The sequence below is a fragment of the Bacillus sp. NPDC077411 genome, from assembly GCF_044543425.1.
Lineage (GTDB): Bacteria > Bacillota > Bacilli > Bacillales > Bacillaceae_G > Bacillus_A > Bacillus_A bruguierae.
The window spans coordinates 25,951-43,488 of record NZ_JBITWA010000014.1 but is presented as its reverse complement, the minus strand read 5'-3'; the positions used below and the strand labels follow the sequence as shown (position 1 = coordinate 43,488).

At 38.0% G+C, this 17,538-nt stretch carries 18 protein-coding genes and 1 other annotated feature; of the genes, 3 read left to right on the top strand and 15 right to left on the bottom strand.

Going from position 1 to position 17,538, the window contains the following annotated elements; translation table 11 throughout:
* Positions 1 to 49 precede the first annotated feature (49 nt).
* The 10 genes from ACIGHG_RS17305 to ACIGHG_RS17260 all read right to left on the bottom strand — a co-directional run bounded on the left by ACIGHG_RS17305 (position 50) and on the right by ACIGHG_RS17260 (position 10,776).
* Positions 50 to 1,063, bottom strand: a complete 1,014-nt coding sequence (locus tag ACIGHG_RS17305; RefSeq protein ID WP_396549592.1) for a PTS sugar transporter subunit IIC — start codon at positions 1,061 to 1,063, stop codon at positions 50 to 52.
* Between the two features lie 20 nt (positions 1,064 to 1,083).
* On the bottom strand, positions 1,084 to 2,034 hold the full coding sequence (locus tag ACIGHG_RS17300; RefSeq protein ID WP_336472063.1) for an L-lactate dehydrogenase: 951 nt from the start codon (positions 2,032 to 2,034) through the stop codon (positions 1,084 to 1,086).
* A gap of 372 nt (positions 2,035 to 2,406) precedes the next feature.
* Positions 2,407 to 2,655 (bottom strand): spore coat protein, encoded by a 249-nt coding sequence (locus ACIGHG_RS17295; protein WP_090916098.1) that lies wholly within the window; start codon positions 2,653 to 2,655, stop codon positions 2,407 to 2,409.
* Between the two features lie 13 nt (positions 2,656 to 2,668).
* The gene (locus ACIGHG_RS17290; protein ID WP_090916096.1) at positions 2,669 to 2,854 is read right to left on the bottom strand and encodes a hypothetical protein; all 186 of its coding nucleotides are present in this window, start codon (positions 2,852 to 2,854) and stop codon (positions 2,669 to 2,671) included.
* 141 nt (positions 2,855 to 2,995) lie between these two features.
* A complete protein-coding gene (locus ACIGHG_RS17285; RefSeq protein ID WP_336472062.1) occupies positions 2,996 to 3,553 on the bottom strand; it encodes a TetR/AcrR family transcriptional regulator in 558 nt (185 codons plus the stop codon).
* 3 nt (positions 3,554 to 3,556) lie between these two features.
* The gene (locus ACIGHG_RS17280; protein WP_336472061.1) at positions 3,557 to 4,279 is read right to left on the bottom strand and encodes an MBL fold metallo-hydrolase; all 723 of its coding nucleotides are present in this window, start codon (positions 4,277 to 4,279) and stop codon (positions 3,557 to 3,559) included.
* Positions 4,280 to 4,445: 166 nt separating this feature from the next.
* Positions 4,446 to 4,856, bottom strand: a complete 411-nt coding sequence (locus ACIGHG_RS17275; protein ID WP_336472060.1) for a cytidine deaminase — start codon at positions 4,854 to 4,856, stop codon at positions 4,446 to 4,448.
* 419 nt (positions 4,857 to 5,275) lie between these two features.
* Complete coding sequence (locus ACIGHG_RS17270) at positions 5,276 to 7,060, bottom strand: acyl-CoA dehydrogenase family protein (RefSeq protein ID WP_336472059.1); 1,785 nt, start codon at positions 7,058 to 7,060, stop codon at positions 5,276 to 5,278.
* A 143-nt stretch (positions 7,061 to 7,203) separates the two neighbouring features.
* Positions 7,204 to 8,379, bottom strand: coding sequence for an acetyl-CoA C-acetyltransferase (locus tag ACIGHG_RS17265; protein ID WP_090916086.1), 1,176 nt, complete (start codon positions 8,377 to 8,379; stop codon positions 7,204 to 7,206).
* A gap of 15 nt (positions 8,380 to 8,394) precedes the next feature.
* Complete coding sequence (locus ACIGHG_RS17260) at positions 8,395 to 10,776, bottom strand: 3-hydroxyacyl-CoA dehydrogenase/enoyl-CoA hydratase family protein (protein ID WP_336472058.1); 2,382 nt, start codon at positions 10,774 to 10,776, stop codon at positions 8,395 to 8,397.
* A 220-nt stretch (positions 10,777 to 10,996) separates the two neighbouring features.
* Between ACIGHG_RS17260 and ACIGHG_RS17255 the strand changes: the two genes are divergently transcribed.
* On the top strand, positions 10,997 to 11,143 hold the full coding sequence (locus tag ACIGHG_RS17255; RefSeq protein ID WP_090916082.1) for a YuzL family protein: 147 nt from the start codon (positions 10,997 to 10,999) through the stop codon (positions 11,141 to 11,143).
* A gap of 83 nt (positions 11,144 to 11,226) precedes the next feature.
* Positions 11,227 to 12,063, top strand: coding sequence for a D-alanyl-D-alanine carboxypeptidase family protein (locus ACIGHG_RS17250; RefSeq protein WP_336472057.1), 837 nt, complete (start codon positions 11,227 to 11,229; stop codon positions 12,061 to 12,063).
* Positions 12,064 to 12,087: 24 nt separating this feature from the next.
* On the opposite strand, the gene ACIGHG_RS17245 is transcribed toward ACIGHG_RS17250, so the two are convergent.
* From ACIGHG_RS17245 to ACIGHG_RS17235, 3 genes are all read right to left on the bottom strand, one after another.
* Positions 12,088 to 13,005 (bottom strand): proline dehydrogenase family protein, encoded by a 918-nt coding sequence (locus ACIGHG_RS17245; RefSeq protein WP_396549587.1) that lies wholly within the window; start codon positions 13,003 to 13,005, stop codon positions 12,088 to 12,090.
* 463 nt (positions 13,006 to 13,468) lie between these two features.
* On the bottom strand, positions 13,469 to 13,714 hold the full coding sequence (locus ACIGHG_RS17240) for a DUF2573 family protein (RefSeq protein ID WP_336472056.1): 246 nt from the start codon (positions 13,712 to 13,714) through the stop codon (positions 13,469 to 13,471).
* Between the two features lie 152 nt (positions 13,715 to 13,866).
* Positions 13,867 to 14,169: an MTH1187 family thiamine-binding protein gene (locus ACIGHG_RS17235; RefSeq protein WP_396549586.1), complete on the bottom strand. Its 303-nt coding sequence runs from the start codon at positions 14,167 to 14,169 to the stop codon at positions 13,867 to 13,869.
* Positions 14,170 to 14,369: 200 nt separating this feature from the next.
* On the opposite strand from ACIGHG_RS17235, the gene ACIGHG_RS17230 reads away from it, so the two are divergent.
* The gene (locus ACIGHG_RS17230) at positions 14,370 to 15,128 is read left to right on the top strand and encodes a TrmB family transcriptional regulator (protein WP_336472054.1); all 759 of its coding nucleotides are present in this window, start codon (positions 14,370 to 14,372) and stop codon (positions 15,126 to 15,128) included.
* 21 nt (positions 15,129 to 15,149) lie between these two features.
* On the opposite strand, the gene ACIGHG_RS17225 is transcribed toward ACIGHG_RS17230, so the two are convergent.
* Positions 15,150 to 15,323, bottom strand: a complete 174-nt coding sequence (locus ACIGHG_RS17225; RefSeq protein WP_090916069.1) for a hypothetical protein — start codon at positions 15,321 to 15,323, stop codon at positions 15,150 to 15,152.
* Positions 15,324 to 15,808: 485 nt separating this feature from the next.
* Positions 15,809 to 17,119, bottom strand: coding sequence for an APC family permease (locus ACIGHG_RS17220; protein ID WP_336472053.1), 1,311 nt, complete (start codon positions 17,117 to 17,119; stop codon positions 15,809 to 15,811).
* Positions 17,120 to 17,177: 58 nt separating this feature from the next.
* Positions 17,178 to 17,415 (bottom strand) — a binding site (T-box leader).
* Positions 17,416 to 17,538: the final 123 nt, after the last annotated feature.

Genomic DNA, 17,538 nt, shown 5'->3' with positions numbered 1-17,538 from the left:
TAAGAGGAGATTTTCAAATTGGCATATTTTTAAATACTCTTACTAGTCTTTAAGATTGCGGTACAGTCATGTCCCCATGTTTAATGCGACCCGCTTTTTTCAAAATTATATACAGTATATAAGAAACAGCTACTGGAATTACGATATAAGTAATCACCATCGCTGGAACAACGCTCAATCCTTTGCTTGAAATCAAGTTAATTGGTGCGATTAAGGAACTAAGTCCAAGACCTGCAATTTCTTTTCCTGCTGTCATTTGAAATACAAGCGCTGATACAGGACCTACAATTGCACTTGCAACAACAGTTGGTACGAGAATCATTGGGTTTTTCGTAATATTCGGGAGTTGTACTTTCGGTGTACAAAGAACTTGTGCTAAAATACCACCTAAATTATTTTCTTTCGCAGAAATAACAGCGAATCCGATAAATTGAGCGACGCATCCTGCAAGTGCAGCACCACCCGCCATACCATCTAGGCTAAGTGCAATTGCTAGAGCTGCTGATGACGCTGGAGACATTAATAACAATCCCCAAACAACTGCAAGTACAACAGACGCGATAAATGGGTTACCAGCTGAGCTATCTTTAATAAATGCACCAACTGTATGTAAGACCGGACTAATATTATGAGATAGCCACATACCGACTAAACCTGAAACTAATATTGCTGCAAACGGAACGAGCATCATATCTAAAGCTGTTTTTCCACTTAACCGTTTACCGATATAAACCGCTAGCGTCGCTGTTAATAACGCACCGATTGGTTCACCAGTTTTAATCATCAAACCGGCTGCAGTAATCGAAATTGATCCAGCTCCAATCGCTCCTGCAACCATCGCTGAGAAAATGACAAGTCCATTTGCTCCGAGCATAAAAGCAATCCCTGCTCCAATTGCCGGCGCCATAAGTGATTTCGCAACAACTCCGATTGTAATTAACATAGGAATATCAACGATTCTTCCTATATTCTCAATCAGTAGGCCAATTCCAAGAGATACGAAAATACCTTGTGCAATTCCTGCAGACCCTTTAAATATACGAGGCATGATATATTCCTTCATCTGTTTTACCTTCTTCTAATCTAGTAACCAATTATTTTCATATAGTCCCGTAAAATATCATTTGATTGTGCAAATTGGCTTTCTTCAGCTTCTGTTAAGTTCAGCTCAACAATCTCTTTTATACCATCTCTTGTTATGATAGCTGGGACACCTGTACAAATTTCATATTCACCATATTCACCATCTAGAATTGTTGATACAGCCATAACACGATAATCATCATTAAAAATAGAACGTGCAATATAAGCTAAGGAGTTCCCCGTGCCGTAATAAGTTGTTCCTTTTCGTTTAGAAATTTCCAAACCCGCTTTTGCAGTTTGTTCAACAATCGAATCTAAATCAATATCCGCAAATCGTTCTTTTTGCTCTTCTAAAATTTGGAGAATTGGTTTTCCGCCAACTGTTACGTGAGACCAAGCAACCATTTGTGAATCGCCATGTTGTCCTAATGAGTAACCGTGAATACTACGCGGATCTACCTCAAATATTTCAGACAAAATTGTTCTTAAGCGAGAAGAATCTAAGGATGTTCCAGTACCAATCACGCGATTTCTCGGAAGACCGGATAACTTCCAAACTTGGTAAGTCATAATATCAACTGGATTAGAGGCAATTAAGAAAATGCCTTGAAATCCGCTTTCCATAACCCCTGATACGACACTTTCCATAATTTTTGCACCTGCTCTTAAAGTATCAAGACGACTTTGTCCCGGTTTTGGAGTAGGTCCTGCTGTAACAATAACAATATCCATATCCTTACAGTCTTCATAAGTTCCTGCATATATTTTTGTTCTTGTATTTGTAAAATTCATGCAGTGTGATAAATCCATCGCTTCACCAACTGCTCGTTCATGATTAATATCAATTAACACTAACTCTTCACAGATTCCTTGATTCACAATAGAATACGCACAGCTAGATCCAACTAATCCAGCACCTATAATTGCAATTTTTCTTGTACTTCTATTCATGACGATCTCCCCTGCTTCTTAATGTAGTCTTCTTTCTTTTATGTACCTTACACGTTTTATTATAGAAGTTTTCAGCATAGAAACCATGTACAACTTGTGAAATATTTCACAAATAATGTAGACATTTTATGTCCCTTTGTACATAATTTCGACAAAGTTCCATATGCTTTACTTTCACATAAAAACGAGTAACGTCTCAATCACGTTACCCGTTTTTTGATTCTGTTCTTATCCCGCATTAACGGGCAGTAAGACCCCCACCTCACGCTTGAGAGAGAAACGAAGAAGATAGGTGGGGGATAACTGCCCATAAAAGCCCGATTGGTTCAACTAACCATCAGTGAGAAAAGCGTCACTGATAGAAGTTTCACTTTATTGCATACTTAATTGACTCTTCAATTGCTGAACAATCGTTGGATTTGCCGGAGCTGCTGGTTGGTAATAATTCTTTTGCTTCGCGTATTCATACAAATTACGCTGACGCAATTCGTCTTGATTACGAATTTGAATTAACGTTTGATACAATTGCTCGTTATTCGTTTGAGCAATGTAATTCGCATAGCCTGTTAAACTCGCATTTAATTCAGCTAAATAATCATTTACCATATCTTTTTCATTCATGTTCTTTACACCCCTATCCTAGAAAAGACATTAATCGTTGCTTCGTATTCTGTGCATCTTGTACATCTTTTTGCAGCATCTGCTTCAGCTGCGGATCCGTACATGCCTGTGCATACTCTTGTAATTTGTTAATAACTGTTGCATGCCCACCAATAAGATGACGTAAATTTTCCACCTCAAGCTCATTTAAATTTTGCATCGTAACAGCCTTCCTTTCTTTCTTCATTCAACATTTAGTATTTATTTCTTTTCAGATTGTATACATCTAAAAATCCCCACAACGCAAAAAGCCTTAGAATTCCTCTAAGGTTTAACTTTCAAACTGTAAATCCAAATACGTCTATAATTGATAAACATATAATCCTTTTATAAAATTTCCTAACAATAGATGTAAACTCACATCTAAATCCATCGGCAAGCCAAATCCACCTTGCTGTTCAATCGACGCAAATCCATGACAAATACTTCTCAGTCCACGCGTCGCATGAAGTGCATTTTCTCCTTCTAAGCCGTATTGCTGTAAAATATGGAGGCAAAGCTCTACAATCCCATTACCAGCTTGTCGCACTTCTTCATCTCGTAAGAAAGTTGCTTCATACAATCCAGGATGTTTTCGGACAAACGACACGTACGCTTCTCCTAATGCATGAATTGCTCCATCCATGCTTTTATCCTCTACCGCCTCTTTCAGCGCCCCATGCAGCTGTTCTATTCCGTAAATACCAAGATTTTTTCGTACGTCTTGTAACCCTTTCACATGATTATATAAAGAGGGGGAACGTATTCCCAGCCTTTGCGATAATGACGCTAATGTTACTTCTTGTATCCCATTTGTATCTGCGATTTCTGCTGCTGTATCTACAATTTTCTGTAATGTAAGTCCGATTCTCGGTGACATAAATTAACCCTCTTTCATACTTTCTACATTTCGCTTTGCTTCCTTAATAGCAAGTTCTATTGCAGCGCCTGGATCCTTTATCATTTTCCCATGTCCTGCCGCAAGCAAGGAAGGCTCATATTCTCTCAGCTTCTCTGCACTCTGTAATGCTATTTCTTTATTCCACGTTGCCATTGCAGGAAACGGAAACCAAAATTTCATTTGTCCCGAAACAGCCATGCCCCCTCTTGTTTGAAATGCATCCCCGGCAATAAGAGCGTTATTTCGCGTATCAAGAAACGACATGGAGCCTGGTGTATGTCCCGGCGCTACTATCGCAAGAAGCGAACCAATTCGGTCCCCATCCTCTAATAAAACATCCGGTCTTGTTTTCACTTTTTTCGGTACACCGCCCTTTATCGGCGTATTCGGTTCATCCCTTTGTAACGTCGTATCTCCTTCTAACAAACGCGCATCACGATTCGAAATGTAAACAGGAACATCTGAAAGTACTTCCTTTAATGCATCTAGCGCACCGATGTGATCATCATGTGCATGCGTTAATACAATATTAGTAATCGGTTTCCCTATTTTCTGAGCCGCTTGTAAGATACCTTTTGCGCTATATGGCAAAGCCGCATCAATTAAAGTTAAACCGTCTTCTTCCTCCACAAAGTAACAATTCACAGGAAACACTTTTGGTAAAAATGACAATTGATATACTGTTTTTTCGTGCATCATCCTCATATTTCCAGCTCCCTTTCCCAAAAACTAATGTCGTTAGTTTTATTATACTAATGGTATTAGTTTTTGTCACTAGAAATTCCATTTTTGTGCAAAAAAAAGAAGTAGTCGTTTTATATGACTACTTCTTTTTTCTTTTTTCACCTATCTCTTCAAATTCCTAATAAAATTATTCCGTACAATCCTGGTATGCCTCGTACCAATGATACGGCTGTATTTCTTGTAACGTTTTAAAAACGAGTTTTTCTTCTCGAGAATAAATTGCGGCTTTCACATCTGATCCCCAGTAAAATAAACGTTCTTGGCAAGTACCGCATGGGGTCAATACCTTAAATTCGGCATGTTCATCATCTCTTGCGACGCAAATACTATGCGTGACTCTCTTATTTAACTTATGCGCCTCACATATCGCCCCTGTTTCCATGCATAATTCAGTTGAAGCATTAATAACTTCAGGGGCAACACTAATCAAAATATCCCCATCTTCCGTACACATTGCCGCAGCTCCTCCCCAGCCTGTGGGATAGCGCTTCTTAACAAACTGAGTAGCTGCTTCATATAGTTCTTGTTCAATTGACATGAAATCAATACCTTTCTATATTGTCTCTTTCTCTAAAGGCCGTTCCCTCATCACGTGAGATAAAAATGAGCTTTGTGTAAAGTACATTCCCGCTAACAATAAAGTAATTGACTCGATGATATACAAATGAGATGACTGTACATAATCAGCTAATACTCCTCATCCATACTTACTTGCAATACAGTTTTGTACGATCGCCCGACGTTCCGCATGTCAAACATCGTCGAAGAATCTTTATCCTATGTCGAATCGTCGATATATTGTCAAACGCGAAAGAAGGAGCTGCCCCCGTGGCAGCTCCTTCTTTTCCATCCCGCATTAACGGGCAGTTCAAGCACGGGGAAAAAACTGCCCGTTAAAGCCCGATTGGTTCAACTAACCATCAGTGAAAAAACGTCACTGATGGAAGTTTTATTTTATTAAACTGTATAACGCTCATCCTCTAACACTTTCGCTGCAATTTCACGTTTCTTCGGAATAACGTTAATTGGTGTATGACGTGTTAGTTTACGAAGTGCAGATAACATCATGCGCAGCATATCGCCATTTTCAACAGCGATAATTGTTTCTTTTGCATCTGCTTCGATTTGGTTGAATGCTTCTTGGCAGAATACTTCTGTGTAAAGAACTTTTTGTTTGTTCTTCTCAAGGCCTGTTACTTTGATTGCTTTTTCTGTACGAAGAACAGCTGATTCCATTGCGTATAAGTTATTTACGATGTCTGCAATGTTCACAAGAACTTCTTGTTCTTTGTCTAAGCCTTTACCGTATTTTTGAACCGCTAAACCAGCAACCATTAAGCCGATTTTCTTCGCGTTTTTCACTAAATGTTTTTGAAGTGCTAATGGCTCATCGCCTACTTCTTCTGGCATCATCATCATTAACTGTTCTTGTAATTTTTGTGCTTCTTGTAAAAGTGGTAATTCGCCTTTCATTGCTTTACGTAAGAACGTACCTGGTACGATTAAGCGGTTAATTTCGTTCGTACCTTCGAAAATACGGTTAATACGAGAGTCGCGGTACATTCTTTCAATCTCGTACTCTGCCATAAATCCGTAACCACCGTGGATTTGGACACCTTCATCTACTACGTAGTCTAATACTTCAGAACCGAATACTTTGTTTAAAGAGCACTCAATTGCATATTCAGCAATAGAAGCTGCAACAGCTTTTCCGTCTTTTACTTCTTCTTCGGATAATGTGCTCATGCGGCTTTCAAATAAACCAACTGTACGATATACAGAGCTTTCCGCTGCATAAATTTTTGCTGCCATATTTGCAAGTTTTTCTTGAATTAATGGGAAGCGAGCAATTGGTTGTTTAAATTGTTGACGTTGATTTGCATATTGCGCTGAAATTTCTAACGCACGCTTTGAAGAACCAACTGTACCAACACCTAATTTATAGCGGCCAATATTTAAAATGTTAAAGGCAATGACATGACCTTTACCAATTTCACCAAGGACATTTTCTTTCGGTACTAATGCATCTTCTAAAATTAATGTACGAGTAGAAGAACATTTAATACCCATTTTCTTTTCTTCTGGTCCTGTCGATACGCCTGGGTATTCTTTTTCTACGATAAACGCTGTGAAATGTTCGCCATCTACTTTTGCATATACAACGAATACATCAGCGAAAGCAGAGTTTGTAATCCATTGTTTTTCACCGTTTAATACGTAGTGTGTGCCTTCCGCATTTAAGCGAGCCGTTGTTCTTGCACCTAATGCATCAGATCCAGAACCTGGCTCTGTTAATGCGTATGCAGCTAACTTTTCACCTGTTGCTAACGCTGGTAAATATTTTTGCTTTTGCTCTTCGTTACCGAATAATACGATTGGTAACGATCCAATCCCAACGTGTGCACCGTGCGTAATTGCAAAGCCGCCTGCACGAGAGAATTTCTCTGCGATTAATGCAGAACTAACTTTATCAAGACCAATACCGCCGTATTCTTCTGGCACATCAGCACCTAATAAGCCAAGCTCGCCAGCTTCTTTTAATAAGCGAACAGAGCGATCAAACTCATGTTTCTCTAAATATTCAAGCTCTGGCAATACTTCATTTACGATAAAATCTTCTGTTGTTTTCGCAATTAATTTATGCTCATCGCTATAATCTTCTGGCGTAAATACTTGCTCGATTGTAATATCATCAATTAAAAAGCTACCGCCTTTTAATGCATTTCCTACTGTTTTTTCCATAAAAAATTCCTCCTTCATATTTTCATAGGCTGCTTCTCTTGTTATAAGAGAAGCTAGCCTTCTTTTTTGGCATACACTCTTTATCTATCTAAGTCCATTTTTATATTATCCAGTTCCAGTGGCTAGAACAGTCGACTCCGCTTTTAAAGTAATTCAAACACTCCAGCAGCACCCATTCCGCCGCCGATACACATTGTTACGATACCGAATTGTTCATTGCGGCGTTTCATTTCATGAATAAGAGACAATGTTAATTTTGCTCCTGTACAGCCAAGCGGATGTCCAAGGGCGATTGCTCCGCCGTTTACGTTTACTTTTTCTTCATCTAGTCCAAGTTCGCGCATAACTTGGATTGATTGCGATGCGAATGCTTCATTTAGTTCAAATAAACCGATATCAGATAACTCTAAACCTGCTAATTTTAATGCTTTCGGAATCGCTGCAATTGGACCAATTCCCATTACTTCTGGCGGTACACCAGCTACTGCAAAGGAGCGGAATTTCGCAAGCGGCTTTAGCCCGTCGCTTACTGCTTTTTCACGATCCATTAGTAGTACTGCTGCTGCGCCGTCACTCATTTGTGATGAGTTACCAGCAGTTACAGTGCCGCGTACGTTAAATGCTGGGCGAAGTTTCCCAAGTATATCTAGCGTCGTATCTGCTCTTACTCCTTCATCTTGTGAGAACACCATTGTCTCTTCTTGCAGCTTGTTATTTGCTCCAATAGTGCGAAGCATTACATCAACAGACACTGTTTCATCAACAAACTTTCCTTCTGCTAATGCTTTTGCTGCACGCTGATGACTTCTTACCGCAAAGGCATCTTGCTCGTCGCGGGAAATGCCATATTTTACAGCGACTTGTTCTGCTGTATGTCCCATGCCCATATAATATTCTGGAGCTGCTTCAACAAGACGGCTATTCGGACGAACAACATGCCCCATCATTGGTACTAAACTCATTGATTCAGCGCCGCCGGATAATACAGCCTCTGAATGACCAAGCATAATACGCTCTGCACCGTAAGCAATACTTTGTAATCCTGAAGAACAGTAACGGTTAATGGTAATAGCCGGAACGTCATAAGAAAGTCCTGCTAGCCCGCCAATATTACGTGCCATATTTAAGCCTTGCTCTGCTTCTGGCATCGCACAGCCGAAAATCAAATCGTCAATTGGACCGTCATAGTTATTCGCACGTTTTAACGTTTCTTTTACAACTAATGCTCCTAAGTCATCAGGACGTACTGTTTTTAATGATCCTCTCTTCGCTTTCCCGATAGGCGTTCTTGCCCCTGCAACAATAACAGCTTCTCTCATGAACAATCTTCCTCCTTAGTTACGTAATGGTTTTCCTTTTACAAGCATGTGCTGCATTCTTGCTTGTGATTTCATTTCGCTCACTAAACTAATAAACGCCTCACGTTCTACATCTAATAAATATTGCTCATCCACTTCTGTTCCGTATGGGACTTTTCCGCCAGCAATGACATATGCGAGTTTTTTCGCAATATGCAAGTCATACTCGGAAATGTAGCCAGATAAATGCATTGCTTCTGCTCCAAGCGCCAGCGTTGCATATCCTGTTTCCCCAACAACCGGAATCTTTTTACGAATCGGTGCTTTATAGCCTGCTTCATATAAAGTAAGTGCCTTTTGTTTTGCATCATATAGTAAGTGATCACCATTGACGCTAATGCCATCTTTATCGCCTAAGAAGTTATGAGAAACTGCTTCTTGTGCAGATGTTGAAACTTTCGCCATCGCTACTGTTTCAAACACTTTGTTTGCGACTTTTTGCAAATCAAACTCAACACCATTTGCCATTTTGTTCAGATGTTTGATATATAGCTCTTTATTACCGCCTCCGCCAGGGATTAAACCAACACCAACTTCTACTAATCCCATATACGTTTCACTAGAAGCTTGAATACTAGCTGCCGGTAAGCAAACTTCTGTACCGCCGCCAAGTGTCATACCGTAAGGCGCTGCCACAACTGGTTTTGAGCAGTATTTAATTTTCATCATTGCATCTTGGAAGTTTTTCACGACCCACTCAATTTCAAAGTAGTTGTCATCTTGCGCTTCCATTAAAATCATTGCAAGGTTTGCACCTACGCAGAAGTTCTTCGATTGGTTCCCAATAACAAGTCCTTTATAATTCTTCTCTACTTCATCAACAGCGTAGTTAATCATTTGCGTAATATCCATGCCAATTGCGTTGCTCTTAGAATGGAACTCTAAGCAAAGAATACCGTCTCCTAAATCAATTAGGCTCGCACCGCTATTTTTCTTTAATACGCCATTTTTCTCTTTCAATTGTTTTAGAGAAATTGCCTTTTTATTACGAACGATTTGTTTGTATTCACCGTTATCATAGTAATAGCTCTCGCCATTATCATGTTTATAGAACGATGTAACACCTTTCTCAATCATTTCTTTTATCCAAGCTGGAACAACCCCACCGTTCTCTTCCATCTTCTGAACGGACTTCTCAACGCCAATTGCATCCCAAATTTCAAATGGACCTTGCTCCCAACCGAAGCCCCACTTCATTGCATTATCAATTGCGACAATATCATCAGCAATTTCTTTTGTAAGCTTCGCTGCATATAGAAGAGTTGGTGTAATAATGTTCCATAACAATTCACCAGCACGGTCCTTTGCATATACAAGCGCTTTCAATTTATTCGCTAATCCTTTTTCTTGTTTACTTAGCTCAATAGAAGCTGCTTTCAATTTTTTACGTGGTTCGTATTCCATCGTTTCAGGATTTAGCTCTAAAATCTCTTTTCCTTGTTTTAAGAAGAAACCTTGACCTGTTTTACTTCCAAGCCATTTTCTTTCTAACATATCGTGCATGAAAGCTGGTACTTTGAAGACTTCGCGCTCTTCTTCTTGTACATTTTCATATACGTTATTTGCAACGTGAACGAATGTGTCTAATCCGACAACATCTAATGTGCGGAACGTTGCGCTTTTTGGACGACCAATCAACGGACCTGTTACAGAATCTACTTCTCCAATGCTATAGCCGCGTTTTACCATTTCTTGTAGCGTCACAAGCAGTCCATACGTACCGATGCGGTTTCCAATAAAGTTTGGTGTGTCTTTTGCAACAACAACACCTTTTCCAAGTACATCTTCGCCAAATAGTTTCATGAAGTTTAACACATGTGGATCTGTATCTTTTGTCGGTATAATCTCAAGAAGTTTTAAATAACGTGGTGGGTTAAAAAAGTGCGTTCCTAGGAAATGTTTTTTGAAATCATCTGAACGCCCTTCAATCATCTTTTCAACGGAAATACCCGATGTATTTGAGCTCACAATAGAACCTGGTTTACGAACAGCTTCTACCTTTTCGAATACTTTCTTTTTAATATCTAAATTTTCAACAACAACTTCAATAATCCAATCAACATCAGCAAGGCGTTCCATATCATCTTCCATATTTCCCGCTTCAATTAATGCTAAGTTTCCTTTTACTGTAAGAGGAGCTGGTTTTTGCTTTAACAATTTTTGCAGTGCTCCGTTACTGAAACGATTTCGTACACTTTTATGTTCTAATGTAAGTCCCTTCGCTTCTTCCTCTTTCGTAAGCGTTGGCGGTACAATATCAAGCAATAATGTCGGTATACCGATGTTAGCTAAATGTGCAGCAATTCCAGAACCCATTACACCAGAACCAAGAACTGCAGCCTTTTTAATTTGGAACATCCAATTCTCCCCCTTATTCTTGAATGAATGCTCATTCAATTTTTCGACAAACGTCGCAATCTATGAATGAGCCTCTACTAATAAATATATGATATCATTTAAATTTTCGCAATATATTTAAAAATAAAATTTTCTGAACTTATTTCTTTTTTTATTTTTGGGGCATGATATGTAGTGAACTTCCTTTCTTAAAATAATTGGTTAAGCGGAGGCATAACTTATGGCTAAAATTAAGAAAAATCCTTCAAAAGCAGGTATTAGTTCGACAAGCGTAACAGGAAATGCTGGCCCAGTTGACCGCGGCATCGAAAAAGGCCGCCAAGGAAATAATCAGCAATATAAAAAACAAAACATGGGCGAAAAATAAGAGTACTAATATAGGCAGCGAACATGGCATAATAAAAAATGGGCTATATCGCTGCCTATTTCATACATAAAAGAGGGTCCAGAATGAAACGAACCATTACACTACTTGTTATTACAGCTACATTATTTATTGCAATGATTTTTTCTTTATATACGCATAGGCAAAAAGTTAAGGCCAATCAGCCTGATATATCTGGGAAATATGGCGTGACGATTGATGCAAATACAGGAGAAGTTTTATACGGAAAACGTGAACATGAACGTTCCTATCCAGCGAGTGTAGCGAAAATGATGACCGCTCTCCTTTTACTGGAGAATGTAAAAGAAGATGAAGAGATTACCGTGACAGAACATGCGATAAAAACAGAAAGCCAAAGTAAAAAAATCACACTACATGCCGGAGAAAAGTTAAAGCGTAATGAGGCATTAAAGCTCATGCTTGTCATTAGCGCCGATCCAATTGCCGAATCAATTGCAGAGCATATCGCCGGTTCCAAAGAAAAGTTTGTAAAACTGATGAATGAACGAGCAAAACAACTCGGAGCAAAACATACAACGTTTAAAAACGCAAGCGGAGCTGATGCTCTTGGAAATAAAATTTCACCCTATGATTTAGCACTTATTACAAAAGAAGCATTAAAGTTCCCAGAAGTCTTGCAAGATATGAATACCATTCATACAACAGTAAAAACATCAATACAAACGAAAAAAATCGCAAACTATGGACGTGAAGAATTGTACACTGATCCACATGCGATTGGAAGTAAGAGTGGTCTTTCTGCATTAGCAGAATATACAGTCGTTACAATAGATGAAAAAGACGGGAAAAGAGTGATTAACGTTGTCCTCTCTACTGGCCGCAAAACAGTGTATCCCGATGCCAAAAAGATGGCAGAATATGCTTTTGAACAATTAAAATAACCAAGGAAGTTTAAACTTCCTTGGTTATTTTTTAACCATTCCTTTTAATACGAATGCTACGTTAGCTGGACGTTCTGCTAAGCGGCGCATGAAATAGCCATACCAGTCATTTCCATACGGTACGTACACACGCATTTTATATCCTTCTTTCACAAGCTCAAGTTGACGCTCTGTACGAATGCCGTACAACATTTGGAATTCAAACTGATCACGCGAAATGTTATATTCTTCAGCAAGTTTTTTTGTATATTCAATAATTGCATCATCATGTGAAGCGACTGCTGTATAATTACCATTTAATAAGTGCGTTTTAATAATTTTTTTATAATTTTCATCTACATCTTTCTTGTCTGGGAATGCCACTTCATCAGATTCTTTATACGCCCCTTTTACAAGACGTAAATTTGGATGATACGCATTCAAATCATCTATATCTTTCTCTGTTCGATATAAATACGCTTGAATTACTGTACCAACATTATCATATTCTTCTCTTAATTTCATGAAGATGTCAATTGTTTTTCCACAACGTGAATAGTCTTCCATGTCAATTGTTACAAACACACCGTTTTCTTTCGCTGCATCTAAAATACGGCGCATATTGTTCATAACTAAATTTCCTGAAATATCCAGACCCATAGAAGTCATTTTTAATGAAAGCTGAGAATCTAGCTTTTCACGACCAATTGCACGAATTGCTTCAATTGATTCATCCGCCATCTCATTTGCCTCTGCCTCGTTATCAACAAATTCCCCCAAATAGTCGATCGTAACACAAAGGTTTTGTTTGTTTAAATCTTTAATAGCAGCTACCGCTAAGTCAATTGTTTCTCCCGCAACAAAGCGCCCTGCTCCAAAACGTAAGCCGTACTTTTTCGCTAGTTTTGTTAGCGCTTTATTTTTTGATAAAAACAGGAAAGAATTACGCATTAATTGTTCCATGTCTTTCACCCCTATGACTGTACTTTGTCTGTTTTTTACCCCTCTTCTAAATTATATCATTGTTTAAAATTATTTGATACAAATAATTATTTAGATAATTAACACAATAATACGAGAATGTTTGCATATTTGAATTTCAAAAGGAGAAAACACAAAAAAATTTTTCGACATAAAGAAATGTTAAGAGATGAATAGCCAGGTACATCTCTCAGCAGTAAATTCGACAAATGTTTTGAGTCCCCTATCCTCTCTATATTCAAGACGAAAGTACTTCTTCGCTTTCATACAAAATTGATATACAAGTAAACATTATATAAAAATAATTCATTGACATTTCCACTTGCTTTCTCCCTGCATGTGGCAGGAAAAGGCACTGACCGCTTCCACACACGGTCAGATGCTCTTGTCCATCTAAAAAGAAAAGTTTTTTGTCTACGTTTCAACTTGTATATAATTTTCTTTTTTACTTCTTTTGTCTATGTTCGTCATTCAACTTTTTAATTTCTGCAATTAACTGTATCATCTCTTCTTTTGCATCCGGATACGTTTCATTCCAATGCTTTACAAGAGCTGGCATCGTTTTAGCGATATACGAATACAATGCCCATTTTTCAACCTTTTGCTTATATTCTTCATTGTCCTCTCCTAATAAGAGCTCTGTATACTTCTCTAACAAGCCATCAAACTGTTCTTGAAATTTTTCGTTCATTCCTCTCATTCCTCCTTCGTATTTCTTTAAAGTTGATAATAAACAAGTGTCTTATCATTCGTCAAAAAAGAAGCAGCCTCATTTAGCTGCTTCCCTTGCACTTTATCCCGCTATTTGTGGGCAGTAATACCCCCACTGATTAAAGTTTCACTTTATAACTTCGACTGTACAGATTGTAACTTCTTCTCCATTGAGCTAACTTTATCACGGCGATCATCAACGCGAATATTTGTTGCTACGCGGCCTGCCCCTTTAGAAAACGGAACTTCATGCATTTGCTGAATCACTTCAAATAATACTGAAAGTTCTCCTTCAATAATTGTATTCATTGGTGTTAATTGATACTTCACGCGATCTGCATTTTTCTCAAGTACTTTTTGTATTTCTGCAACATACTCACTTACACTTGTATTACTTGTTCCAACTGGAATAATGGTAACATCAACGATTGCCATGTTTGTTCACCTCTTCTATAGATTCCTTATTATTGTACAAAATTTTTTTCCTAATTAAAAATATATCGATGCTTCGACACAATATACGACACGAAACGATTTTTCCTAAAATAGCAAGTATCATTAAAATAACTGTACTTGTATTCCGGTGAAGAGTTATTTATTCTTAAGACACAAGAATTTTTTGTTCGGGAGGAATTATGTTACAGAGATTCGGTTTTTCACAATATGAAAGTCAAGCATATGAAGTTCTCGTTTCAAGCGAAGAGCCGCTTGATGCAACAAGCATCGTAAAGTATTCCGGTGTTCCAAAAGCAAAAATATACGAAGTATTAGTACGCCTTGTTGATAAAGGCATGGTGATGGATTCTGTTTCGGAAAAGAAAAAGCTATATACAGCTCTGCCACTGCAGCTCGCTATTGAAAAATTAACTGCAGAATTTCAAGCAAATATTGAAGAGTTACAAAACAACGTATCGAAAAAAATATTTACAGATGACCGTGTATGGAGCTTAAAAGTACAATCTTCTATTCATGCGCAAAGTAAACAACTTGTGCAAAGTGCGAAGAAATCCATTCGGATGTCTGCATGGAATGATACATTTCTAGAGTATATGCCACTTCTAGAAGAGAGGAAAAAACAAGGCGTTGAGATAGAAGCACTTGTTGTAGGAAGCCTTGATACAACATTAGAAAAAATCCATCTCCTCATCCCAACAGAAGAGCACCATGCGCTTGAGCGCTTTTTACTCATCATTATTGATGATCGCGAAATTTTATTTGCCGGCGCTGAGCAAAACTCATGGCAAGCAATGAAAACAATGTCCCAGCCATTCGTTAAATTTTTCACGGAATTTTTCTATCATGACGTTGCCCTTGCGAAAATTACCGAGAAACATCATGATTTATTTATGAATGATGAGGAAATTCGAAACCTCTTAATGAAACTGCGCTATTAAAAAACGGACATGTATCCCTATTCATGTCCGTTCTTCATTTTGCTTCTTAATATCCGATAAGAGTGAGATTATTTGCTCATTCTGTTTTATTTGTTCTTCTGAGTTTATATACATAATCCGAATCCAGCGAAAAACAAAGGCAAGCAACAAAGCAGGAAGTATCATAAATAGAAAACCAATCATAGATGATACCATCCTAACTAGCACCTCCTCTTTTTATATAAATTTTTTTTGATTTCTCGACATACAAGTCACTGCTATGAAGAATACAACATGCCCGCTACTTGCTTGCTCCCTTTGTTTCAAACCTCGCGCGTGGCAGGAAAAGGCCCTGACCGTTACTACGCACGGCCAGATGCCCTGGTCTCCTCCCTAAAAAGAAAGGGATTTTTATATCGATTTTTAATTTGTATATATAACGAACATATTCCACAATCTCTTCCCATATCCTTGCACAAAAAATAGACATCTCCAAAAGATGCCTATTTAAATTCATTTTGATTTTTCAACATATAAGCCGCTGCTATGCAGAATACAACATAACCTGCACTCGCTTTCTCCCTTTGTTTGAAGCCTCGCACGCGGCAGAAAAAGGCCCTGACCGCTTCTCTGTACGGCCAGGGGCTCTCGTTCTTCCCAAAAAGAAAGAGGTTTTTTGCGTTTATACATTTCAAAAATCTCTATTCATTAACTTTCTTCTTATTTAAATACCAATATACTGGTAATCCTGTTAACACGATACCAATTGACAAGAAACATCGCTTTGGCTCACTAATAATTGCACTTCCAATTACAAATAATGATCCTAAAATTGCTATTACCGGTACGATTGGATATAAAGGAACACTATATTCACGCTTTTGTCCTGCATTACGCTTTCTTAAAATGAACACTCCGATAAATGTCATAACATAGAAAATATAAATAATAAATACGGAAATCTCAGACAGTTCATTCGGATCGCTAATCAGCATTAAAATAATACCAAGTAGAATTTCAACAAAGATTGCGTTTACTGGTGTTTGAAACTTATCATTAATTTTTGAAATAAATTTTGAAAACGGAAGTTGGCCACGCTCTGCCATTGATACTGGGATACGTGGGAATGTTAAAATTTTTCCATTTAAACATCCGAATATCGAAACAATAACACCTATACTAATCAATTTCCCACCATATTGACCTAATAACATATCAGCTGCTGTCGCTGTTGCATTCTCACTGAGAGCAACAATCTGCGTCGCTGGTAAAATTTTTAACAATGCCATATTAATTAACACATATGCTGCTGTTACAATAAGAATCCCAACTGTCAATGCTTTTGGTAATAGCTTCGTTGGATTTTTCATCTCACCGCCGATAGATGCGAGTAGAATCCAGCCATCATATGCAAATAATGTTGCTAAAATTGCCATCCCTATACTTTGATTTGCAGACTCTGGTACAACAACGTTAAATACATCGCTATTCCCTTTCCAAAATCCCATCACAACAATAAGCACAATTGGAATCATTTTCCCAATTGTTGTTACAGTTTGAACAATGCCCCCATATTTTGTTCCCACACTATTTACAACACCAAGAAACACAACTGTTCCAATCGCAATTGGTAAATTCCATACTTTATCAATATGAAAAAAGTTTAAAAGCAATGAGCTAAAATACAATCCCAATGTCCCAATAATTGCTGGTCCATATACAAGTGTTTGCATCCAGCCAGATAAATAACCCCAAAACTTACCATAAATCTCTTCTAGATACGTATACAAACCACCATTTTTCGGAATTTGCGCTCCGATTTCTGCAACCGTTAAGCCACTTGCTAAGGTTAAAATACCCCCTACTACCCAAGCAAAGATTGCCATGTTAGAACTTCCTGCATAATCCAATACCTTACCTGGCTTCATAAATACGCCAGATCCGATAATTGTTCCAACAACGATTGATAATGCGACTGTTAGGCCAATTTTGTTTTTGTCATCGTGATGCATAACTGTGTGTCCTCCCTCTAATCCTAGTTTAATTTAAATAAAAAACACTCATCCCTATAAAAGGGACGAGTGTTATATTCGCGGTTCCACCCTTGTTCCAATTGGCATAAAAACACAAAGCACCAATTTCTCAAGTTTCAGATAACGGCGCTTGCCGGCAAACAATTACTAGATATTCGTTCACTGCTGCAGTTCAAAGGTGGTAAACTATTTTTTCGTATTAGGAAACTCACAGCCTAAGGCTTCCCTCTCTGAAAATCGTAAAAAACAGATCATGTCCTTATCAATACTTTTATAATGTCGAATTTTGTTATTAATGTTCATTATATTGAATTTTTGAAAAAAAGCAAGTGTGTTTTATAGTACAGAACAAAATTATTTTAGTATAGTATAACAGTTATTTAAACTCACCGAATCGC